This is a genomic window from Alteromonas sp. NFXS44 (assembly GCF_040148705.1).
In the GTDB taxonomy this organism is placed as follows: domain Bacteria; phylum Pseudomonadota; class Gammaproteobacteria; order Enterobacterales; family Alteromonadaceae; genus Alteromonas.
In genome coordinates, this window is sequence record NZ_JAGDEA010000012.1 from 1,102,132 (window position 1) to 1,124,555 (window position 22,424).

Consider the following 22,424-nt stretch of genomic DNA (forward strand, 5'->3'; position numbering starts at 1 on the left):
GCTGAAACAGCGAAAACTGACTAAAAAGCGCGTAATTAAAAGGAGAAACGCCATGACAGTGCCACTTGATGTTAACCGTTGCGGCTGGGTATCAGATGATGAGGAGTATAAGCTTTATCATGACACGCACTGGGGGCGGCCGGAAATGGACGATGTTTCACTGTTTGCGAAGCTTTGTCTTGATGGACAGCAGGCCGGATTGTCCTGGATCACCATTCTGAAAAAGCAAAAAAATTACGAAACACTGTTTCATCAGTTTGATCCGGAAAAAATAGCGCAAATGGGGGAGCAGGATGTTGAACGTCTGATGCAGGAACCCGGTATCATCCGCAACAGACTAAAAATCAAAGGCATCATTGCGAACGCAAAGGCATATCTGGCCATTACAGAGAATATGTCATTCAGAGATTACATCTGGCAGTTCACTGACCATAAAACCATTATTAACAGCTGGCAGAACTATAAAGATGCTCCGGTAAGTTCAGCAGAGTCCGCACTGATGGCAAAGACACTGAAAAAAGCTGGTTTTAAATTTGTCGGAGAAACGATTTGCTATGCTTACATGCAGGCGGTGGGAATGGTAAACGACCATACGGTCACCTGTCATTGTTACCAGGCTTGTTGCGAGGAGGCGAGGCGTTAGCCGTTGCAAGGCTGCGGCCGTGTTAAATACGGCCGCTGAGAGTTGTCAGTTATTTCGATGCTGAAGTACGTTGGCTGAGGCTTTCACTCCAGCTTCTTATCGCATCCAGTTCCCTGAGAACGCGGGATTCGTATTCAGATTCAATTTGCTCCCGTGCATCATCCTGCTTCTTACGCTCTTTTAACGGAAGCTGCTTGCGCTCTTCCAAAATAGCAAAGCCACTGATTTCCACGTACAAAGCATGAATGTGAGGAAACTCAGAGCGGTAATCAGGCGGGGTTTCCAGTGGTAAAGCGTTTAACAGCTTCGTGATCCGGATAGCACCTTCAGATAACTCACATTGTTGTTGCTGCATCGCTTTGCTGATGACAATAATGCTTTCTGTAATGTTTTCTATCCGTCCGTCGCGGGCCGCTTTATGCCGCTCATTTTGTTGTTTAAGCATGAAAAGCAAACGGCCTGCGTAAAAACCGAGGCCGAGAATAATGACTAAACCGGCAATGATAGCAATGGTTAACCACATAAAACCTGACACCTTTAGTCTTTAAATTCGTCCATACTCATGGCATCGAGACTGTCCATCGGATCGTCATCATCTTCATCGTCGCTTTCAGCAATACCCAGCAGATCACACAGGATACGATGTCGTGCCATTTTGTCATCAACGTATTGTTGTTCAGCTTTTGAAATCGTTTGTCCTTCATCCAGTTTATCCAGTAAATCAGATAAACGGTTATCTGCTTCCAGTGCTGCCAGTTCATCAGCCGGAGTTGCATATTTTTTCACTGCAGCACGGGCAACCGGTGCTTTAATCAATTGCACTGGTTTTTTACTGCCATGACGTGGATCTTTGTTTACCCGTACCGCCTTCGTTTGCTCCGGTTTTGACTCAACAACATTACGGCTCCCGGCTGGATTACCTTTATGTTTGTTTGTTTTTGAGGAATTCTCTGAGCCGGCGGGCTTCTTTTTCCGGAAGTCCGGATCTTTACGGACACCAATGCGACCAATTTTTCTGGTCTTCTTCGAACGGGACGACATAGTGTGTCTCCTGCTAATAAAAACTAATTACCGGATTATACCAGGTATCTGTGAATGCTTCTTCAACAAAACAACGTCTTTGCTATAAAGAGTGACGTCATACCCATATTGTTTACCAATAAAGGCGAAGGTTTGATCAGAGAAAAATGATACGTGGGTGAGGTCATTTTTGTAATGCCAGCTGGCAAATTTCAATGCGCTTTCAACACGCTTGGTCATAATGACAAGCACACCGTTAACGGCTAATAACCGGGTTAACAATGAAATCTCACGGTGCGGCGTATGGAAATGTTCTATGGCTTCCGTACAGGTAATAAAATCATAGTACCCGGATGTTTCAAGGGCAGTGCTGTCATCAGCATAAAAAGGGTCGTATACCGACATATGATAACCCGATTCGCTTAACATACCGGCGAGCACCGGAGCCGGCCCGCATCCGAAATCCAGTCCCTTTGCCGGCGGGGTAACCGTGGCGGTTACAGGCGCCATCGCTCGCTGTAAAAATCGACGGTAGCCCTCATCTTCAGCGTTGTTTTCATGGAGATCATATTCCTGCTTTTCTCTTTCTGCGGAGGGCAGAAAGCGTCCGTCAGCAAATACCAGATCACACCGCAGACACTGATGAAACTGTCGACGTTTATCTTCGTGATAAAACTGAATGTCTGAATGCTGGCAAAGAGGGCAGGTAAGTTTTGGCATCGGATTAAAAAGGATAAATGCTATCTGTGAAGTGTAACAGGCGACGGAAAGAAAAAAAGGTGATGGCCTAAACCATCACCTCGTTTATCAGTGTCTGATGACACCTCTCCCGTATTTGCACTAAGTGCAAGGGTGTGCTCCCCTTATTCTTATTTTTCACAGAGCTGGAATTATTGTTCAAGGTCTTCCTGACACTTTATCCAAAATCCTATACTGTTGCTTTTTATTATTGTTGTATAGCTGGTGCGCTTTCAGGCAAAGCACCAAACTTGAAGTTGTATACTACAGAACATATTTCAAAAAACAAGGCAATTTTTACAATTAATTAACAAGCTTTGTATAACAAGTACTTAGTGCAGGCCTGCCAGGTAGTTTGACAGTATTTCGATATCTTCATCTGTAAGTTTCATCGCTATATCCCGCATCATTGCGTTCATATCGTTGGCGCGCTGACCCGCTCTGAAACCTTTCAGCTGTGCGGCTACGTAATCGGTATGTTGACCACTGATATCCGGAAACCCGGCCAGACCCATGCCATTACCATCAGGACCGTGACATGCGCTGCAGGAGGGGATCCCACGCTTCTCATCACCGCCGCGATATAAAGCCTGACCCGCAGCAACATAATTTTCTGGTGTTTCGCCGGCTTTTGCTTCCTGAGAGGCAAAATAGGCGGCTAAGTCAGCCATGTCCTGTTCGGAGAGAGGTGCTGCCATACCATTCATGACTGCGTTGTTCCGACCTTCCTGACCACCGGTCTGAGAAGCCAGTTTGAACTCTTTTAGTTGTTTTTCAAGGTACCCTGCATGCTGGCCGGCGATCTTCGGATTCATAGGAATCATAGAGTTACCGTCCATTCCGTGGCAAGCTGCGCACACGGCCGATTTCGCTTTACCGGCTTCAGGGTCGCCTGCCGCCATGGCATTTGTGGTGAAACCTAACGTCATACAAACAACTAAACACAGTTTTTTCATAACTAATCTCTACAAAGGACCAAACGGCTTCGACGATATACGTGATATCATTGTATTTTACACATTTAGCACGCCAGAAAAACCTATTCCATAATAAAACTATGGTTTTATAACCGTTTTCTGACAGGTGTCAAATAAATTAAAATTAAATGCAAAGTATAGACGGATATTCAACATGTCGTATTACACAAAAGCTAAGTTTCTGATGAGCGCGCCTGATATCCGCCATCTAAAGCTGGATGAGGGCATAGAAGTCGCCTTTGCCGGCCGTTCAAACGCCGGAAAATCAAGCGCGTTAAATACACTGACAAGACAAAAGAACCTGGCGAGGACCAGTAAAACACCGGGCCGGACCCAGCTTATCAATATCTTCGAACTTGATGAAACCCGCAGGCTGGTTGACTTGCCGGGCTATGGCTTTGCGCAGGTTCCTATTGCAATGAAGAAGAAGTGGCAGGCCTCGCTGGGTGAGTATCTGCAAAAGCGGAAAAGCTTGCGGGGACTGGTCGTCATGATGGATATCCGTCACCCGTTTAAAGATCTCGATCAGGATCTTATTTATTGGGCAGTCGATGCAGGGTTACCTGTTCTCGCACTTCTGACCAAAGCGGATAAGTTAAAATCTGGTAAACGAAAAGAAGCATTTATGTTTGCCAGAGATGCGGCACTTGCCTTTAACGGGGATGTTACTGTTCAGGCATTCTCGTCTTTATCAAAGATTGGTGTCAGCGAAGCGGCTGCTGTTCTGGATAAGTGGTTTGAATTGAAAGAGGAGGAGGACGCTTAGGCGTTTTCTGGATTTCTTGTGCCTGAAAGAAAAATCCCCGACCAAAGTGGCCGGGGAGAAAAGGACTGAGAGAAAACACATAAAAACCGAAGATATAGAGTGTCCCTGAAGCCGGTTAGTTCAAATTAATTGAAGAAAAATAGAAGTTTTTTTGAGATTAATTTTATTTTTCAATAAAAACAATTGGTTGAGTGCTTTCGGAATGACTTTTCTACGGGCATAAAAAAACCCCGGTAAAACTACCGGGGTTAAAGCAAAGGTTTGAAAACAGCTTTCTCACCTCTGTACCCTACATCCATTAGGGTACAACAGAATGCTGAAAAGGCAAGTGAAATTGTAATAAAATTACCAAATATCGGTGATTGTCACGATAAATACGCTAAATACTGTAATCTACTTACTGTTTTAGTGCGCCTCGTCCCAATTTTCTCCCGTGCCGGCTTCAACCTGTAAAGGTACAGACAGGGCAGCAGCCTGTTCCATCAGGGCTACAATGCTGGCAACGCGTTCTTCCACCACTTCTTCTTTAATTTCAAAAACCAGTTCATCGTGAACCTGCATCATCATGAATACATCACTTGCGGCTTCTTTTTGGATCCACTCATCAACACGTAGCATTGCCAGTTTGATGATGTCAGCCGCTGTACCCTGCATAGGAGCATTGATTGCCGCACGTTCTGCACCTTTCCGGCGGGCACCGTTACTTGCTTTAATGTCAGGCAGATACAGTCTGCGCCCGAATACCGTTTCAACATAGCCGGTTTCTTTCGCATGCTCACGGGTTTCATCCATATAACGCAGTACGCCCGGATAACGTTCAAAATACAAATCCATGTATTTTTGTGCGTCGTTGCGGGGAATATTCAGTTGTCTGGACAAACCAAAAGCTGACATGCCGTATATCAGTCCGAAGTTTATAGCTTTCGCGCTGCGGCGCTGATCTACAGTTACTTCCTCAAGAGGCACTGAAAATACTTCAGACGCGGTGGCCTTATGTATGTCTTTGCCCTGCGAGAATGCATCAAGCAAACCCTGATCTTCAGAAAGATGAGCCATAATACGCAGCTCTATTTGTGAGTAATCCGCGGCGACAATCTTATAACCGTCCCGTGGCACGAACGCTTGCCGTACTCTGCGGCCTTCTTCAGTACGGATAGGGATGTTCTGCAGGTTAGGATCCGTAGAAGACAACCGTCCCGTTGCGGTGACAGCCTGATGATAAGACGTATGCACACGGCCTGTACGGTGATTGATCATCTTTGGCAGCTTGTCTGTGTAAGTATTTTTAAGTTTTGTCAGACCACGGTATTCCATGATCATTTTAGGAATAGGGTAGTCCAGCGCTAATTCCTGTAATACCTCTTCCGACGTAGACGGGGCGCCTTTGGGCGTTTTCTTGATCACAGGCAAAGACAATTTCTCAAACAGAATTTGTTGCAGCTGTTTAGTTGAACCTAAGTTAAATTTTTCACCCGCGGCTTCATGCACACTGGCTTCCAGTTCAGTTATACGCTTAGCCAGATCCTGGCTTTGCTGATTCAGCTTTTGTGAATCTATCAGCACGCCCAACTGTTCCATCCTGGACAGTACGCTGGCCAGTGGCACTTCGACATCCAGTAATAAATTTTTCAGTGGTTCGTGCTGTTCCAGCCGGCGCCAGATTTCTTTATGCAACCTTAAAGTAACGTCTGCATCTTCGGCGGCATAGGGCGCGGCTTCGTTCAAATCAATCTGATTAAAGGTAAGTTGCTTCGCTCCCTTACCGGCAATCTCTTCAAAGTGGATTGTTTTGTGATTCAGGTACGCCATCGCCAGTGAGTCCATGTCATGGCGGGTTGCCGTGCTGTTAAGCACATAAGACTCAAGCATGGTGTCAAAAGCAATGCCCTGCAAATTGATGTCGTAGTTGGCGAGGACGTTTTTGTCGTACTTCAGATGCTGGCCAACCTTTTTGACCGAATCTGACTCCAGCAACGGTTTTAATGCACCAAGCACGTAATCACGGTCAAGTTGCTCCGGTGCATCAGGATAATCATGTGCTACCGGTACGTAAGCGGCTTCTCCCGGTGCCGTACTGAAAGATACACCAACAATTTCAGCTTCCATATAATCGAGACTGGTGGTCTCAGTATCAAATGCAAAAAGTGGTGCCTGTTCCAGCTTCTTCAGCCAGTTTTCAAAAGCCGCTTTATCTGTAACGGTTTCGTATTTGCTTTTGTCGATGTCTGATAGTGCAGGAGAGTCGTCTTCACCGTTACTTTCGTCAGTTTCCGCGCTGGTAGCAGATTCCTCTGCGGCTGATTCGGATGAGACTTCAGAAAACCAGCGCTTAAACTCATATTCGGCAAACAGGGCGGCAAGCTTTGTGTTATCAGCTTCCGACGGCACCAGCGTTTCCGGCTGGAAATCCATCTCAACATCCAGCTTTATTGTCGCCAGATCATAAGATAACCGCGCCTGCTCTTCATACTCACGCATCTTATCAGCCATGGTTTTGCTGCCACGGAATGAAAGGCCTGCGATAGCGTCCAGATTCTCATAAATGGCTTTAATGCCACCGATCCCGTTCAGCAGTGCCTGTGCACTTTTGTCGCCCACTCCCGGCACGCCCGGAATGTTATCAACTTTGTCCCCTTTAAGGGCCAGGAAATCAATAACCAGCTCCGGAGGAATACCGAATTTTTCTTTAACACCTTCAGTCGTCATGATCTGGTTGTTCATGGTATTGATCAGCGTGACATGCTCATTGACCAGCTGAGCCATATCTTTGTCACCTGTACTGATAAGTGTGTCGATCCCTTTTTCGGTGGCCTGACGTGAAAGGGTCCCTATCACATCATCGGCTTCTACACCTTCTTCCACGATGATCGGCAAGCCCATTGCCCTGATAATGTCATGCAAAGGTGCAATCTGAGATCGTAATTCTTCCGGCATTGGCGGACGGTTTGCCTTGTATTCTTTATACATGTCGTCGCGGAAGGTTTTTCCTTTGGCATCGAAGACTACCGCCATGTGAGTGGGGTTGTACTGGCGGATAAGACTTCTCAGCATGTTGATCACACCGTAAATTGCACCGGTATCCTGACCTTTAGAATTTGTCAGTGGAGGTAAACCATGGAAGGCGCGGAACAGGTAAGAAGATCCGTCAACCAGAATAAAGGGAGGAGTTTTGTTTTCAGACATAAGGAAACTTAAATCGCAGGCATTAATAAAGTGAGCAGAATGCCACAGGCCGCCTGTTAAAGCCATATAACCGTCTGCAGAGGTATCCGATCTACAAAAGTGGATCGCCTGTGGATAACTTTGTGATCAAATTAAAATGAAGTTGGATCGGGCACGCAGATCTGATACGGCAAAAAGATCCGTAGATCTTTGTATATAAGGTTTTGCAGGAATTCGAAGAGATGTCATTACCTTGACGAATTCTTCACTGATAGTGTGGATAACTTGGTGAATTAAGAATTTGTTGTTTAACCAAGTTGGTCAGTTAATGTAGCATACTGATAACAAACAGTGACAGCAGAGTTTGATAATTTTTGTATAGTTTTTGTTTGTTTTTTAATCGCAAATGGCATAACGCCTGCTGTGGCTGGTTTGCAGAGCAAAGGAGAGTGAAACGTGAAAAAAGTAGCAGTGATTTTAAGTGGAAGTGGTGTATTTGACGGCACTGAATTACATGAAGCAGTGATTACTTTGTTAGCGATTCGCAGCAATGGCGCTGAATATCAATGTTTCGCACCGGATGTCATGCAAATGCATGTGGTTAATCATCTTACCGGTGAAGTGGCTGAAAACGAACAGCGTAATGTGCTGGTTGAATCTGCCCGTATCGCCAGAGGGGAAATTAAACCTGTTACCGAATGTCAGCCTGACAACTTTGACGCCATCATCTTGCCAGGTGGTTTTGGTGCGGCCAAGAATCTGTGTACATTTGCAGTTGATGGTGCAGACTGCTCTGTGAATGAAGATGTACTTACTGTATGCAGAGCATTTGCAGAGGCGGGCAAACCGGCCGGTTACGCTTGTATTGCTCCGGCACTGGCAGCAGCTGTTTATGGCAGTCAGCGTAAGGTGACCATTGGCAATGATGAAGGTGCTGCCGCAGGTATTAATGCACTGGGTGCTGTTCACGTTGACTGTGCAGTAGATGAGATTGTAATTGATACCGACGCCAAATTGGTAACCACGCCTGCTTATATGCTCGCCGGGGACATCCTTGAAGCAAAGGCGGGGATCGACAAAATGGTCGAAACTGTACTGGCAATGAATTAAAACCTCCCGACAAGGCGGGGAGTATCGGCGAATGGGACTTTCCCTTTCGCCTTTGTCACCGCATAATGTCAGCTATTGGGGTAGTACACACAACCATGCCTGGCATGGGTAAAAAAACAATAAGGTTCAACGGCACATGCACTATCGTGCAATCGTAAGGATTCTCGGATTACTTGTTGCATTGTTCAGCGTGACAATGATCCCACCGGCACTGATATCGCTGATGTTCGAAGATGGAAGCGGCCTGCCTTTCATCATTGCATTCCTGCTTTGTGTGGGCACGGGCATGATGATGTGGTATCCGAACCGCTATCACCGCAAAGAACTGCGTGCGAAAGAAGGCTTTCTTATCGTAGTCCTGTTCTGGACGGTACTGGCAAGCTTCGGTGCGATTCCGTTTATCTTGCTTGAACAGCCCAGCATGACCGTGACCGACGCATTTTTTGAATCTTTTTCCGGTCTCACTACCACGGGCGCCACCGTGATAGAAGGTATAGAGTTTCTACCCCATTCAATTCAATTCTATCGTCAGCAATTACAGTGGCTGGGCGGTATGGGTATCATTGTACTGGCGGTGGCTATCCTGCCAATTCTGGGTGTCGGGGGCATGCAGCTGTACCGGGCAGAAACGCCGGGCCCTGTGAAGGACTCCAAGATGACCCCCCGTATTGCCGATACTGCCAAGCATCTCTGGTATATTTATTTATCGCTGACCATTGCCTGCATGGTGGCTTACTGGCTGGCCGGTATGGACTGGTTTGATGCAATATGCCATTCCTTCGCCACCGTCGCGATAGGTGGTTTCTCTACCCATGATGCCAGCCTCGGCTATTTCGACAGTCCCATGGTGAATGTGATTTGTTCTGTCTTTCTGCTGATTGCGGCACTGAATTTCTCTTTGCATTACGCAGCAGTAAGTTCCCGTTCCCTGAAAGGGTATCTACGGGATCCGGAATTTAAGGCATTTCTGTTTATTCAGTTTACGCTGATCATGATTTGCTTTCTGGTGCTTACTTTATCCGGCTATTACACCTCTGCAGAGGAAGCGTTGGATCAGGCTATGATTCAGGCGGTGTCTATCAGTACTACTGCCGGTTTTGCCACTACTGACTTCTCATCCTGGCCGGCGTTCCTGCCTATTTTGCTGATATTCTCCAGCTTTATCGGCGGCTGTGCGTCCTCAACGGGTGGTGGTCTGAAAGTCGTACGGGTACTGTTACTGTTCCTGCAGGGCAAACGTGAAGTTGACCGCCTCATTCATCCTAAAGCCGTGTACTCGGTAAAGCTGGGCGAAAGAGCGATGCCTGACAGGGTGGTAGAGGCCGTGTGGGGATTCTTTTCTGCTTATGCCATTGTGTTTGTGGTGATCATGATTGGTATGATTGCTACGGGTCTGGATAACATTTCTGCTTTTACGGCGACCGCTGCATCGTTGAATAACCTGGGCCCCGGACTGGGCAGCGTAGCGGGTACTTATTCAGAGGTGAGTGACGGCGGTAAATGGCTGCTGGTACTGGCTATGGTATTCGGACGGCTGGAAGTATTCTCACTGCTGGTATTGTTTTCACCTACGTTCTGGCGCAGCTGACGCAAACACTCTGCGCGGAACGTGGTATCGATAGATATCACTTGTTATCAGCCGAAGAAGAATGCGCTTGGCTGGAAAAGCTTCTCTACATCATTGATGTATTTCTTATCTACCAGAAAAAGAATCACGTGATCGTTGGCTTCTATCTTCGTATCACTGTGAGCGATGATAACAGTGTCTTCCCTGACGACAGCCCCGATAGTTGTGCCAGGCGGTAATTTGATATTGCCAATTTCACGGCCCACCACTTTTGAAGTGTTTTCGTCACCGTGGGCAATGGCTTCTATGGCCTCTGCAGCACCACGGCGCAGAGAATATACGTTAACGATATCACCGCGTCGAATATGGGTAAGCAATGCGGAAATCGTTGCCTGTTGGGGAGAGAATGCAATATCAATTTCACCTCCCTGTACCAGGTCCACATAAGCACTGCGCTGGATAAGCACCATGGCCTTTTGTGCACCCATACGCTTAGCCAGCATCGCTGACATGATGTTTGCTTCATCATCGTTGGTGACGGCAATGAAGGCATCCACCTGATCAATACTTTCTTCATTCAGCAATTCAGGATCAGAGGCATCACCACAAAATACGATGGTTTTATCCAGATTCGCAGATAGATACTGAGCGCGTTCAGGGCTGAATTCAATCAGCTTCACGTTGTGTTTGTGCTCGAGACGTTTTGCCAGGCCAGCACCGATAAGACCGCCGCCGGCAATCATAATGCGCTTGTAGCTGGATTCCAGTTTCTGCAGTTCACTCATTACCGCACGGATATGTTTAGTGGCAGCAATGAAGAATACTTCATCATCAGCCTCTATCACCGTCGTGCCCAGCGGACGGATTGGACGGCCGCGACGGTAAATTGCCGCAACACGGGTTTCCACGTTGGGCATATGTTCTTTCAGGGCTGATAAGGCGTGTCCAACCAGCAGACCGCCATAGTAAGCTTTAACCGCAACAAGGCTCGCTTTACCTTCGGCAAATTCCACAACCTGAAGCGCACCGGGATAATCAATAAGACGTTTAATTGCAGTGGTTACCAACTGCTCAGGCGCAATGATGTGATCCACAGGAATGTTATTTTCCTGGTACAACTGTTCCTGATAAATGATGTATTGCTCACTGCGAACGCGGGCAATTTTAGTCGGGGTTTTAAACAGACTGTATGCAACCTGACAGGCAAGCATGTTACTTTCATCGCTGTTTGTAACAGCGATCAGCATATCGGCGTCTTCAGCGCCGGCTTTTTTGAGAATATCAGGGTGGGAACCCACGCCTTCGACTACCTGAAGATCAAGGCGGTCCTGGAGGGCTCGCAGTATAGTGGGATCTGAATCAATCACAGTGATCTCGTTCTTTTCACCAACCAGGTTTTCTGCCAGAGTACCGCCAACCTGTCCCGCGCCAAGAATGATGATTTTCATTGATGTAATTCAGACTCTTACTAGTTTAATGAGAAGACTTTATCAGTCTCGCGTAATAGAAACCATCCATTTGTTCCTCACCGGTTGCTATCTGCCGGCCTGGGAAATCTCTGCTTTCACCCTCACAAAGCTCAGATAATTCCGCATCTGTAGTACGCGCCAGGAATTGCTTTATTTGTTCACGGTTCTCGTCAGGCAGAATGGAACAGGTGGCGTACAGCAAGGTGCCACCCGGCTTCAACAATGACCACATAACATCGAGAATTTCCGACTGCAATGCACCAAGTGCTGCAATATCACCAGGCTTTCTCAGCCAGCGAATGTCAGGATGACGACGGATAACGCCGGTTGCAGAGCAGGGCGCATCCAGCAGAATGCGATCGAATAATTTTCCGTCCCACCATTGATCAGGACGCAATGCATCACCGGTTTTAATTTCAGGGTGATGCTTTAACCGCGTCATATTCTCTCTTACCCGCTCAAGGCGAATTGCATCGCTGTCGATCGCAATGCAGCGGGCCAGTTCAGGCTGAACTTCAAACAGATGACCGGTTTTGCCGCCCGGAGCAGCACAACAATCCAGTATAGTTTCACCGGGTTGCGGGTCCAGGTAAGGTGCGGCAAGCTGAGCTGCGCCATCTTGCACCGCAAACCAGCCTTTGTCGTAACCCGGCAGTGCAGTAATGTCACTGCGGGAGATAAGTCTTACCGCCTGAGGGTGGGAAGCCACCGTTTCAAACGGGATGTTCATTTCAGTCAGGGCATCACAAAAGGTTTCACGTGAAACCTGGCACGTATTCACCCTTAACCAGATAGGCGCCTGATCATTGGTTTGTTCAATAATGCGGCCGGCAGCCTGCGGGTAAGCATCCTGAATGCGTTTAAATAGCCACTTGGGTAATCCGCTTGCAATAATGGGATCGTCTACCGGCTTATCTGCCAGCTCCTGACGTTCGAAGTTGCGCAGGATAGCGTTAACCAGTCCCTTTAAAGACATACCACCCAAATAAGAAGCGGCATTCACAGTTTCGCTTACTGCTGCGTGAGATGATACGCGGCTGAAAGCCAGTTGATAGAGACCAAGCAGCATCAGGTGCTCCAGGATCTTCTTATTCCCTTTCAGAGGCTTATCAAGTAATCCCCGTAACCAGAATTGCAGAACTGGTAGTTGACGCATGACACCCAGCGACATTTCCTGAATCCAGGCGTTATCTTTTCCGTGATGCCGGCGTTGTACTTTAGCAAGACATTCTCTGCTGGATTTACCGTTTTCCAGGATCTGAAAAATTACCCAGGCAGTATCGGCGCGTAAATTCTTTTGTCTTGGAAGGGGAACCGGCTGACCTGAAGCCATTATGCTTCTCCGCCAACCAGTTTACCGGCGACAAACCATTGTTGCCGTGCATTCACAACATCGCCTGCCGGCAAGGCTTTTTTGCCGGGAATTTGTAGTTGCGTGATGATTAAATCTTTCGTAGCAGTGGCAATAACGATACCGTGTTTACTGGCACTTACCACTGTGCCCGGTTGTTGTGTTGAAGTATTGTCGCTCACATGTGCAGACCATACTTTCACGTTATCCTTGCCTATTTGCATCCACGCCACCGGCCAGGGGTTAAACGCGCGGATGTTTCTTTCAATTTGCTCTGCACTGTCCTGCCAGTCGATAAGAGCCTCTTCTTTACTGAGCTTCTTCGCGTAGCAGGCCAGATTGTCATCCTGCTTTTCTGCTTTTGCAGTATAGCTTTCCAAATCGTTCAGCACGTTAACCAGAGCCTCAGGTCCCAGCTTCGCAAGCTTATCGTAGAGCGTGGCACTGGTATCTTCCGGTTCAATAGGCAGCCTGGCAATATGCAACATATCGCCGGTATCTAAGCCAACATCCATTTGCATAATGGTCACGCCGGTTTCTTCATCGCCTGCCCACAAAGAGCGCTGAATAGGTGCCGCTCCGCGCCACTTCGGTAAAATAGAACCATGTACGTTAATGCAGCCTGAGCGGGGCATATCCAGAACAGCCTGCGGCAGTAACAAACCATAAGCCACTACTACCATCACATCAGCGTTCAACTCATTCAGCGTTTCCTGAGCTTCCTGTGCTTTTAAAGAAGCAGGCTGATAAACATTGAGGCCATTTTCTTCAGCCAATACTTTTACAGGGCTGGGCGTCAGCTTTTTACCCCGTCCGGCAGGACGGTCAGGTTGCGTATAAACAGCAATAATCTCATGCTCAGAACTGAGCAGGGCGCGTAAATGGTCGGCAGCAAAATCCGGCGTACCGGCAAAAATGATTCGTAGTGGTGTGGTCACAAATAGTCCTAGGCTTTAGCTGCCAGTCTTGCTTCTTTTTCTAACTTCTTCCGGATACGCTGGCGTTTCAGCGGTGACAGATAATCAATAAACAATTTACCTTTCAGATGATCCAGTTCGTGCTGAATACAGATAGCCAGCAGACCGTCAGCTTCAAGCTCAAAAGGATTCCCTTCACCGTCCAGTGCTTTAACAGTCACCCGTTCTGCACGGTCTACTTTGGCGTAATTACCGGGTACCGATAAACAGCCTTCCTCACTGATGGTGGAACCGTCTTTCGCTGTGATTTCAGGGTTCACGAATACTCTGGGCGTATTCTGATTCTCAGATACATCCATCACTACAACCTGCACATGTCTGTCTACCTGCGTGGCGGCAAGGCCGATGCCTTTCTCATCGCGCATGGTTTCGAACATGTCCGAGATCAGTTGCTTAATTTCTTCATCTACTGACTCAACGGGTTTCGCTACGGTGCGTAGGCGTTCGTCAGGAAAACTTAATACGTCTAAAATTGCCATCTGTCGTTCTGCTTCGCTTGCGTGTATGAATTAATATACGATCCAATAGCCAGCGCTATTTACACATTGGTTTCTGATACTATTCTATCGTATAACGGTAACTGCCGTGCAGTTTTTTGCTGGAAATAGCGGATACATGGCCGATATAGAGTCAATGTCGAAAATTTCAACAGGAGTGGTTGGAGCAAACATGACAACCGGATCGATAAAAAAGCGCTTTACCGCTGCCCTGACCGCAGTGACAGTGATCTTAAGCTGCCTTACCGGGTTAGCTCAGGCAGTCACGCTAAAAGAAGATGCCCCGCAAACCTATACAGTGAAACGCAATGATACGTTATGGGATATTGCCAGCCTGTTTCTGGACAAGCCCTGGTTATGGCCGGAGCTGTGGCGTAACAATACCCAAATTATCAATCCTCATTTGATTTACCCCGGCGACGTTCTTGTAATACGTATTGTCGACGGTCAGCCGGTACTGGTAGTTCAGCGGGATAAAAAACACATCACCCTTGGCCCGTCCCTGCGTAAACAAAATAAGCCTGACCCCATCAGTATGTTGCCATGGTCCGTTATTGCTCCTTACATCAATCAAAATGAATTACTGGATGAAGAGGTCTATGAAAAGCTGCCCCATATTCTCGGTAATCAAACCGGCGATATCCGTTTCGTCACCGATGATTTAGTGATCAGCAGGAGTTACGGCCGATCTTCAGATCAGTATCGTGTAGTCCGCAGACAATCTACTATTGAAAACCTGGACGGAGAGATCCTCGGGATTCAAGTTCATCATGTTGCTGATGCCAATATGATTGACGATACCGTGCCGTTCCAGTGGCTGGTCAAAGTCACCAAATCAAACTTTGAGGCAGCCCGTGGCGACCGGCTGTATGACGGAGATTTCACAGACCGGCAGGATCTCGTGCTGCAGGCAGCAACGCCTGAACAGCGGGGTTTTGTGGTAGGGAACCTTCATCAGCATCAGTTGCTGGGTAAAGACGATGTGGTCATTGTGGATTTAGGTTCTGAGCAAGTGTCTCCCGGTACTGTGATGGGACTTTATTCTCAGGGGCCAGATATTATTGACGGTGAATTACCCAAATACGCTGGCGAAAATAATGCCATGTACAGCGTGTTTAACGATGGCAGCACGGTGCATCAGCCGGCCATTAAAATCGGCGAAATCGTCATTTTCAAAACATTTGATAGAGCCAGCTACGGCATCATTACCCGTGCCAGAGAACTGGTAAAGACGGGTGCTATTGTCGCTAATCCTTAACCGGGATAACCCATACCGTAGCTGAGGGGCTGCGGTATGCGGAAAAACAATCAAAATACTTCAATACATTCATGGCTGACACTGGCATCAGTGCCGGCCATGACTACAGCGAAATGGAATGCGCTACTCAATAAATACAGCATTTCAGCCTGCGCCTTTCTCCATTCCGATGAGTGGATGACAAATCCACACCTTCCTCTTACTTCTGAACAGCTGGCGCAGATTCGCCAGTTACGGACATCTGCAAACGACAAGCTTCTCAATCAGGCTTATCGCTGGCTGGAAAGAGACCCGGCAAATCAGATCATCACCCGGGATATGCCGGACTGGCCATCAGGGTTCAGCAGTTTGACATCACCGCCATTACTCTTGTTTGCCAGAGGGAATACTTCACGTCTCGGCGATCCGCAAATTGCGGTTGTCGGCAGCAGAATGGCTACCCGGGCAGGTCTTTCAACTGCTGCTTTATTTGCATCACAACTGGCTGCTGCCGGCGTCACTGTGACCAGCGGGCTTGCCAGCGGAATTGATGCAGCAGCCCATAAGGCTGCTAATGCCATTGAGGGCAGAACGGTAGCCTTTCTGGGAAGCGGGCCGGATGTTATCTATCCCCGCCGGAACATTCATCTGGCAGAAGAAATCGTCAGTCATAACGGATTACTCGTGTCTGAGTTTTCACCCGGTACACCACCGAAGCGTCATCACTTTCCTGGCAGAAACCGCTTAATCGCTGCCATTTCAGCCGGTACGCTGGTGGTCGAAGCAACAATAAAGAGTGGTACCTTGATAACTGCCAATCTGGCCGCAGATCTGGGACGCGAAGTGTTCGCTGTGCCGGGCAATATCGCAAATGTGCAGACAGAAGGTTGTCATGCACTTATTCAGCAAGGTGCTAAACTTGTGGTAACTGTAGACCACATCCTGGAGGAATTTAACCATCTTGCCAGATCGCCCGTTGCTGCCGCAGCTGAGCAACAACAAAAAAGTGAAGATCAAAACTTGGCAACCGATAAATTATTAGATAGTGTGGACTTTGATGTAACTGGCGTTGACATCATTGCCGAACGCAGCGCACTGCCTGTATCAGCGGTTATGGCGGCATTATTAGAATATGAACTGCGTGGTCTCGTAACCCCCGTTTCCGGTGGTTACGTCAAATTGAGGGGGAAATAAACCATGTTCGACATCCTCATGTATCTGTTTGAGAACTTCATTCATAGCGAAACGGAAATCCGCGTCGATCAGGACGAACTGACGGATGAGTTAATACGCGCTGGCTTTCATCATGATGAAATCTATAAGGCGTTAGCATGGCTGGAGAAACTGGCTGCGCTCCAGGAAACGGACAATAAGCCGTATTTCTGTCAGCGTATATCATCTGGCGTCAGCCGCATTTATACCCAGGAAGAGCAAATGCGTCTGGATGTGGAGTGCCAGGGATTCCTGCTGTTTTTAGAGCAGGTTGGTGTACTCGACGCGTCTACACGTGAAATGGTTATCGACAGAGTGATGGAAATAGACTCTCCTGAGTTCTGTCTTGAAGATTTAAAATGGGTCGTGTTGATGGTGTTATTCAACGTGCCCGGTAAAGAGAATGCGTATGCACAGATGGAAGATCTTCTGTTTGAAGAATCTGATGGTACGCTGCATTAATCAGGAGTAGTACCGGCATGGTCCCCGGGATGCCTCCTGAATTTGTGCTCTAAGGTATCAGGGGTTCATGTCAAAAATAGATCATTCCTTATTCAGTGCTCATGAGCATGCGCTTGAGCACGCCTTCGGTGACTGCCCGGAATGCGGCAGTCATCTTCAAATCCGAAATAGCAAGAGTGGCCCTTTCCTTGGGTGTACCGCTTATCCTGAATGTCATTTCAGTAAGCCGTTACACGATCAACAAACCACAACGTTAAAAGAAATCGCCGGTACGGTGTGTCCCGACTGCGGTAGTACAATGGCCATTAAAAAAGGCCGCTACGGTATGTTTATCGGCTGTACAAATTTTCCTGAATGTCATCATATTGAGCCGGTAAAACAGCAGGAGGACACGCAGATCACTTGTCCCCAATGTAATACCGGACACATCATTGAGCGCACAAATAAATACGGAAAGCGGTTTTATGCGTGTAATCATTATCCTCAATGCAAGTATGTGGTAAATTTCCCGCCCGTTCCGGGTAGCTGTCCAGATTGTGGCTGGGGCCTTTTGATCAACAAAAAAGGCAAAGTGTGCTGCCCGCAGGTTAAATGCGATTATCAGGCAGAGCCCGAAAATGAGTAATGAACAACAGATTGACCCTGTAAAAGAAGCGTTTGAACAGGGAGCGTTAATTGTTTATCCCACCGAAGCGGTAATGGGGATAGGGTGCGACCCTGATAACGAGCTGGCGGTTCACAAACTATTACAACTGAAGCAACGTCCGGTTGAAAAAGGCATGATCCTGATTGCTGATACCTATTCCCGTTTGCTGCCTTACGTTAGTGATAATGCTGTTCCGCCTGATCGCAGAGCGCAAATTTTCTCATCATGGCCGGGGCCGAATACCTGGCTTTTGCCGAAGTCCAAAACAGCGCCCGGTTGGATCACAGGTTCTCACGAAAAAATAGCAGTTCGGGTGACAACACATCCGGTAGTGAAAGCGTTGTGTGAAAAGCTGGGCAAGCCTCTGGTTTCTACCAGCGCCAATCCTTCCGGTGAAGAACCTGCAAGAACTCAGGATGAAGCCAGGGCTTATTTTGCAGACAGTGTTATCTATATTGACGGCGATGTGGGGGGACTGGAAAGGCCCAGTACAATCCGTGATTGCGATTCCGGCCGTGTGATCAGAGATTAAATAATGCAAACAATGAATATTGATGACACAAACAAGGCAATAGAAAAAGTTAAAGCTTTCCTGCTGGCCTTGCAGGATAACATTTGTCAGACACTCGAGCTGGTTGATGGCAAAGGTCAGTTCGTAGAAGACAGTTGGGAAAGAGAACTGGGTGGCGGTGGCCGCTCAAGAGTGCTTAAAAACGGCGCGGTGATAGAGCAGGGCGGTGTGAATTTCAGTCACGTGTTCGGCGGAGCCATGCCGGCTTCTGCAACTGCATCACGACCTGAGCTGGCCGGCAGAAGTTTTCAGGCAATGGGGGTGTCTCTGGTTATTCATCCTCACAACCCCTATGTGCCCACCTCTCATGCTAATGTGCGTTTTTTTATTGCTGAAAAGCCGGGAGAAACGCCCATCTGGTGGTTTGGTGGTGGCTTTGACCTCACGCCGTTCTATCCCTTTAAAGAAGATGTTCAGCACTGGCACGACACCGCTAAAAAGTGCTGTGCTCCTTTTGGTGATGACATTTATGCCAGATATAAGAAATGGTGTGATGACTATTTTTATCTGAAACATCGTGACGAAACCCGTGGCGTAGGCGGTCTCTTTTTTGATGACCTGAATGAATGGGGATTTGATAAAAGCTTCGAATTTATGCAGTCAGTAGGTAATGGCTATCTGGACGCATATGTTCCGGTCGTTGAACGCCGTAAAGGCATGTCTTACTCAGAACGTGAACGGCAGTTTCAGCTTTATCGTCGCGGGCGTTATGTCGAGTTCAATCTGGTGTATGACCGCGGCACGTTGTTCGGGTTACAAACCGGTGGCCGTACAGAGTCCATTCTGATGTCCATGCCGCCCCTTGCCCGCTGGGAATATGGCTTCGAAGCGCCCGCAGGCAGCGCTGAAGCGAAGTTGGCTAACTGGCTGAAACCCACAGACTGGTAAGTTCTTCCTTTCCTGACTATTGATTCAGATCAATGGTCAGGAAGCTGATTTTAAAACCATTTTTTTCTGTTGTTCCAGATCAACATTTTGATTCTCCTGAGGCGTACAGTACGCACATCAACGTTAAACACACGAGAGAATCGAAATGAAAACAACCACTCTGGCTACTGTTATCCTCGCAGCCCTCATTGCTGCTCCTGCCGCTCAAGCATATGAAAAAGGCGACTGGGTTGTACGTGGCGGTCTTACAACGGTTGCACCTGACGACGAAACATCCACCATTATTGCCGGCGGTGCAGATTTAGGCGTAGATTTGTCGGTTGATAACGATACGCAACTGGGTCTGAATATTGCATATTTTATAACCGACAACATCAATATCGAATTACTCGCAGCAACACCATTCACCCATGACGTCAGTTTTGGTGTGTCTGACCCTCTTGGGACTGGTGATAAGCTGGGAGAAGTTACACACCTGCCCCCTACATTAACCGTTAATTACTACTTCAATGATCCCGCGGCAGTGTTTCAGCCTTATATCGGTGCGGGTTTGAACTATACATTCATTTTTGACGAGGAATTTACTTCAGCTAACGGGGATGCAGGACTGACAGATTTAGAACTGGATAACTCTTTTGGTGTTTCTGCACAAATCGGTGCGGATTACATGCTGAATAACGACTGGCACATTAATGCGTCAGTACGGTGGATTGATATTGATACCGAAGCCACCTTCAATGTGGGTGAAGCACAGGGAAGCGTGAATGATATTCAAATTGATCCCTGGGTTTACACTATCTCTGTGGGTTACACATTCTGATCATCTGACATTTAGTTTCCATGCGTTTTTCGCACTTGCCTTTTGCCCTCCTTATCCGGAGGGCTTTTTTATTGTTCCGTATTAATCATATGTTCTGCGAGTTGATCCAGCGCTTCCAGTAACTTCTCTGCAAGAGTAATATCGTGAACCGATTGCAACATCGCCTTTCGCATGCAATACATCCATTGACGCTTCAGTACCGGTGTCACAGCAAAGCCAAGGTGTCTGGCACGCAAGCGGGGATGACCAAATTGCTTTTCAAACTCATTGGGACCACCAAGCCACATGGTTAGATAAAGAAAAAAGACATGTCTTATTCTGTCCATTGGTTGCGGATGTATTGCAAGTAACTCTTCAGCCATAGGATCTTGTTCCATGATGTCATAGAATCGGTGGGCAATAAGTTTTACCGTTTCTTCTCCCCCGATTGCTTCATAGGGTGTGGAGGGGGTTGTGTCTGAAGACGTTTTCTTTGATTTGTTTAATAAGCTAAAGAGACCCATGAAAAAATTCGCTGTATTTGGAAACCCGATTTCTCAGAGTTTATCACCTGCAATTCATCATATGTTTGCTGATTTAACCGGGGAGACCATTCAATATGAAAAGATTGAAGCGCCCATTGAAGGTTTCGAAGATACAGTTACGAATTTCTTTGCTGATGAGCGGGCTGTGGGATGCAATGTTACAGTCCCGTTCAAGGAAAGAGCGTTTAAATTAAGTGAAGCAAATTGTAATGAAGAGGCGGCAACTGCAAAAGCCGTTAATACCCTGCATAAAGTAAACGGCTGCCTGAATGGTTATACGACTGACGGTATGGGACTGGTTGCGGACTTACTCAGTACAACAGGCAGTTTAAGCGGTAAGCGTATTTTACTTATTGGTGCCGGTGGCGCTACCCGCGGTGTAGCAGGGCCATTACTGAGAGAAAATCCGGAATCATTATTTATTGCTAACCGTACTTTTGCCAAAGCCCAGGCGATTGTGTCAGATATAGCAAACCCTAAGTTTGAAGCGATAACGGCTGACGAGCTCGTCAGCGTTGAAGCCCATATTATTATTAATTGCACGTCAGCGAGTTTGACGGGCGATCTGCCGGTCGTGTCTGAAAGTATGTTCGGTAAGTGCGAGTTGGCTTACGACATGGTTTACAGTAGTCAGCCAACACGCTTTATGCAGTATGCTGCTGAGAAAGGGGCTGCAGGAACCAAAGACGGATTTGGTATGCTGGTGGAACAGGCAGCTGCAGCATTCACCATCTGGACGGGTAAAACACCGGAGACTGCCGGTGTTATTCAGAAACTTCGTCCTTAAGCGGTAGTTCAGAGTCAGCCTTGTGCAAGGTATTCATCTTTCAGCCGGACGTAGTTGTCTGCCGATATCTTAAGAAAGGCCTGTTCACTCTCTTTGAGCGGTCGCTTTTTCACCATTGGATTGCCTACATATAAGTAGCCACTCTCAAGGCGCTTGTTTGGCGGGACTAATGTACCTGCTCCGATAAATACATCATCTTCTACAACAGCACCATCCATCACAATGGCACCCATACCGACGAGTATACGGTTGCCCAGTGTGCATCCGTGAAGCATGCATTTATGTCCTATAGTTACATCATCACCAATAATTAGTGGGTTACCTTCAGGATTACCGGCAGATTTCCTGGTGACGTGAAGCACTGAACCGTCCTGAACATTTGTGCGGTCGCCTATCTTTATATAATTAACATCGCCTCTGGCTGCAACCAGTGGCCATATACTTGAATCTGATCCTATAGCGATATCTCCGACAAGCACGCTTGAATCATCGATATAACAGTTATCAGCAATAGAAGGGGAAACAGAATTGTACTTTCTGACAGGCATAGTAAAGCTCTCATAATCAATAATAACGGTACTATACCCGTGTGATCGCTCGCTTTATAGGCGTGAAAGTATAAGAAATAAGCGTTCAGATGAATTGTTTCAGTTTTTTGAAAATAACCGTTGACGTGCGAACTGAACTCCCTATAATGCGCACCACTTCGACGGGGAACGTCACTGACAGACACCACGAAGTGCTTATAGAATAAGGCTTAGAGCTGAATTCAATAAGCAGTTTTCAGAAGCAACTCTTCGAAATTAATTTCAAAAAGATGTTGACACTGAAAACGAAACGCGTAGAATGCGCGTCCCGCTTCAGGGAGAAACACTGAAGCAGCTAGCCGAGGTTAGCAATTGTTCTTTAAAAATTTATAACAAGACAATCTGTGTGGGCACTCGTTAAGAGTGTCAACCGACGATTCATAAAAGTTTTTCGATATATTTAATTGAAGAGT

General features: G+C 47.2%; 23 protein-coding genes. 12 read left to right on the top strand and 11 right to left on the bottom strand.

All coding sequences use genetic code 11. From position 1 onward, the window contains the following. The first annotated feature begins 52 nt into the window (after positions 1 to 52). Positions 53 to 643 (top strand): DNA-3-methyladenine glycosylase I, encoded by a 591-nt coding sequence (locus tag J3369_RS21835; protein WP_349591011.1) that lies wholly within the window; start codon positions 53 to 55, stop codon positions 641 to 643. 49 nt (positions 644 to 692) lie between these two features. On the opposite strand, the gene J3369_RS21840 is transcribed toward J3369_RS21835, so the two are convergent. The 4 genes from J3369_RS21840 to J3369_RS21855 form a co-directional block, all read right to left on the bottom strand. After that, positions 693 to 1,166 carry a DUF2489 domain-containing protein gene (locus tag J3369_RS21840; protein ID WP_303572557.1) on the bottom strand — a complete coding sequence of 158 codons (474 nt, stop codon included), beginning with the start codon at positions 1,164 to 1,166 and terminating at the stop codon, positions 693 to 695. Between the two features lie 14 nt (positions 1,167 to 1,180). Beyond that, entirely contained in the window at positions 1,181 to 1,684 is a 504-nt protein-coding gene (yihI, locus tag J3369_RS21845) for a Der GTPase-activating protein YihI (RefSeq protein ID WP_349591014.1), read from the bottom strand. A 27-nt stretch (positions 1,685 to 1,711) separates the two neighbouring features. After that, the gene (locus tag J3369_RS21850; RefSeq protein WP_349591017.1) at positions 1,712 to 2,383 is read right to left on the bottom strand and encodes a class I SAM-dependent methyltransferase; all 672 of its coding nucleotides are present in this window, start codon (positions 2,381 to 2,383) and stop codon (positions 1,712 to 1,714) included. A 350-nt stretch (positions 2,384 to 2,733) separates the two neighbouring features. Next, on the bottom strand, positions 2,734 to 3,357 hold the full coding sequence (locus tag J3369_RS21855; RefSeq protein ID WP_119499435.1) for a c-type cytochrome: 624 nt from the start codon (positions 3,355 to 3,357) through the stop codon (positions 2,734 to 2,736). A gap of 175 nt (positions 3,358 to 3,532) precedes the next feature. On the opposite strand from J3369_RS21855, the gene yihA reads away from it, so the two are divergent. After that, complete coding sequence (gene yihA / locus J3369_RS21860) at positions 3,533 to 4,144, top strand: ribosome biogenesis GTP-binding protein YihA/YsxC (RefSeq protein WP_349591019.1); 612 nt, start codon at positions 3,533 to 3,535, stop codon at positions 4,142 to 4,144. Positions 4,145 to 4,549: 405 nt separating this feature from the next. Here yihA and polA read toward each other — a convergent pair whose 3' ends face one another. Beyond that, complete coding sequence (gene polA, locus J3369_RS21865) at positions 4,550 to 7,327, bottom strand: DNA polymerase I (RefSeq protein WP_349591128.1); 2,778 nt, start codon at positions 7,325 to 7,327, stop codon at positions 4,550 to 4,552. A gap of 435 nt (positions 7,328 to 7,762) precedes the next feature. Between polA and elbB the strand changes: the two genes are divergently transcribed. Next, entirely contained in the window at positions 7,763 to 8,416 is a 654-nt protein-coding gene (elbB, locus tag J3369_RS21870) for an isoprenoid biosynthesis glyoxalase ElbB (RefSeq protein WP_349591021.1), read from the top strand. A 136-nt stretch (positions 8,417 to 8,552) separates the two neighbouring features. Then, positions 8,553 to 10,004: a TrkH family potassium uptake protein gene (locus J3369_RS21875; RefSeq protein WP_119499438.1), complete on the top strand. Its 1,452-nt coding sequence runs from the start codon at positions 8,553 to 8,555 to the stop codon at positions 10,002 to 10,004. 47 nt (positions 10,005 to 10,051) lie between these two features. Here J3369_RS21875 and trkA read toward each other — a convergent pair whose 3' ends face one another. Genes trkA through def form a run of 4 tightly spaced genes read right to left on the bottom strand, consistent with a single transcriptional unit; the run spans position 10,052 to position 14,259 of the window. Continuing rightward, positions 10,052 to 11,431: a Trk system potassium transporter TrkA gene (trkA, locus tag J3369_RS21880; RefSeq protein WP_119499439.1), complete on the bottom strand. Its 1,380-nt coding sequence runs from the start codon at positions 11,429 to 11,431 to the stop codon at positions 10,052 to 10,054. A gap of 25 nt (positions 11,432 to 11,456) precedes the next feature. Next, on the bottom strand, positions 11,457 to 12,785 hold the full coding sequence (gene rsmB / locus J3369_RS21885; RefSeq protein ID WP_349591022.1) for a 16S rRNA (cytosine(967)-C(5))-methyltransferase RsmB: 1,329 nt from the start codon (positions 12,783 to 12,785) through the stop codon (positions 11,457 to 11,459). Next, complete coding sequence (fmt, locus tag J3369_RS21890; protein ID WP_349591024.1) at positions 12,785 to 13,741, bottom strand: methionyl-tRNA formyltransferase; 957 nt, start codon at positions 13,739 to 13,741, stop codon at positions 12,785 to 12,787. Before fmt ends, rsmB begins: the two co-directional genes overlap by 1 nt. Positions 13,742 to 13,749: 8 nt before the next feature. Beyond that, positions 13,750 to 14,259, bottom strand: a complete 510-nt coding sequence (gene def, locus J3369_RS21895; RefSeq protein ID WP_303572565.1) for a peptide deformylase — start codon at positions 14,257 to 14,259, stop codon at positions 13,750 to 13,752. Positions 14,260 to 14,449: 190 nt separating this feature from the next. On the opposite strand from def, the gene J3369_RS21900 reads away from it, so the two are divergent. From J3369_RS21900 to J3369_RS21930, 7 genes are all read left to right on the top strand, one after another. Beyond that, positions 14,450 to 15,535 (top strand): LysM peptidoglycan-binding domain-containing protein, encoded by a 1,086-nt coding sequence (locus J3369_RS21900; protein ID WP_349591028.1) that lies wholly within the window; start codon positions 14,450 to 14,452, stop codon positions 15,533 to 15,535. Between the two features lie 36 nt (positions 15,536 to 15,571). Beyond that, positions 15,572 to 16,708, top strand: a complete 1,137-nt coding sequence (gene dprA, locus J3369_RS21905) for a DNA-processing protein DprA (protein WP_349591030.1) — start codon at positions 15,572 to 15,574, stop codon at positions 16,706 to 16,708. 3 nt (positions 16,709 to 16,711) lie between these two features. Next, a complete protein-coding gene (locus J3369_RS21910) occupies positions 16,712 to 17,188 on the top strand; it encodes a DUF494 family protein (protein WP_119499443.1) in 477 nt (158 codons plus the stop codon). A gap of 67 nt (positions 17,189 to 17,255) precedes the next feature. After that, positions 17,256 to 17,813, top strand: a complete 558-nt coding sequence (locus tag J3369_RS21915; protein ID WP_119499444.1) for a DNA topoisomerase family protein — start codon at positions 17,256 to 17,258, stop codon at positions 17,811 to 17,813. Then, positions 17,806 to 18,366, top strand: coding sequence for an L-threonylcarbamoyladenylate synthase type 1 TsaC (tsaC, locus tag J3369_RS21920; RefSeq protein WP_303572568.1), 561 nt, complete (start codon positions 17,806 to 17,808; stop codon positions 18,364 to 18,366). The genes J3369_RS21915 and tsaC overlap by 8 nt, the downstream gene beginning before the upstream one ends. Positions 18,367 to 18,369: 3 nt before the next feature. Next, positions 18,370 to 19,293 (top strand): oxygen-dependent coproporphyrinogen oxidase, encoded by a 924-nt coding sequence (gene hemF, locus J3369_RS21925; protein ID WP_502877488.1) that lies wholly within the window; start codon positions 18,370 to 18,372, stop codon positions 19,291 to 19,293. A gap of 145 nt (positions 19,294 to 19,438) precedes the next feature. After that, positions 19,439 to 20,113, top strand: coding sequence for an OmpW/AlkL family protein (locus tag J3369_RS21930; RefSeq protein ID WP_349591034.1), 675 nt, complete (start codon positions 19,439 to 19,441; stop codon positions 20,111 to 20,113). Between the two features lie 68 nt (positions 20,114 to 20,181). Here J3369_RS21930 and J3369_RS21935 read toward each other — a convergent pair whose 3' ends face one another. Further along, entirely contained in the window at positions 20,182 to 20,616 is a 435-nt protein-coding gene (locus J3369_RS21935; RefSeq protein ID WP_303572569.1) for a group II truncated hemoglobin, read from the bottom strand. Between J3369_RS21935 and aroE the strand changes: the two genes are divergently transcribed. After that, positions 20,615 to 21,424 carry a shikimate dehydrogenase gene (gene aroE, locus J3369_RS21940; protein ID WP_349591038.1) on the top strand — a complete coding sequence of 270 codons (810 nt, stop codon included), beginning with the start codon at positions 20,615 to 20,617 and terminating at the stop codon, positions 21,422 to 21,424. The genes J3369_RS21935 and aroE overlap by 2 nt on opposite strands. 14 nt (positions 21,425 to 21,438) lie before the next feature. Here the strand turns inward: aroE and J3369_RS21945 are convergent, their stop codons facing one another. Further along, entirely contained in the window at positions 21,439 to 21,972 is a 534-nt protein-coding gene (locus J3369_RS21945) for a gamma carbonic anhydrase family protein (RefSeq protein WP_303572571.1), read from the bottom strand. Positions 21,973 to 22,424: the final 452 nt, after the last annotated feature.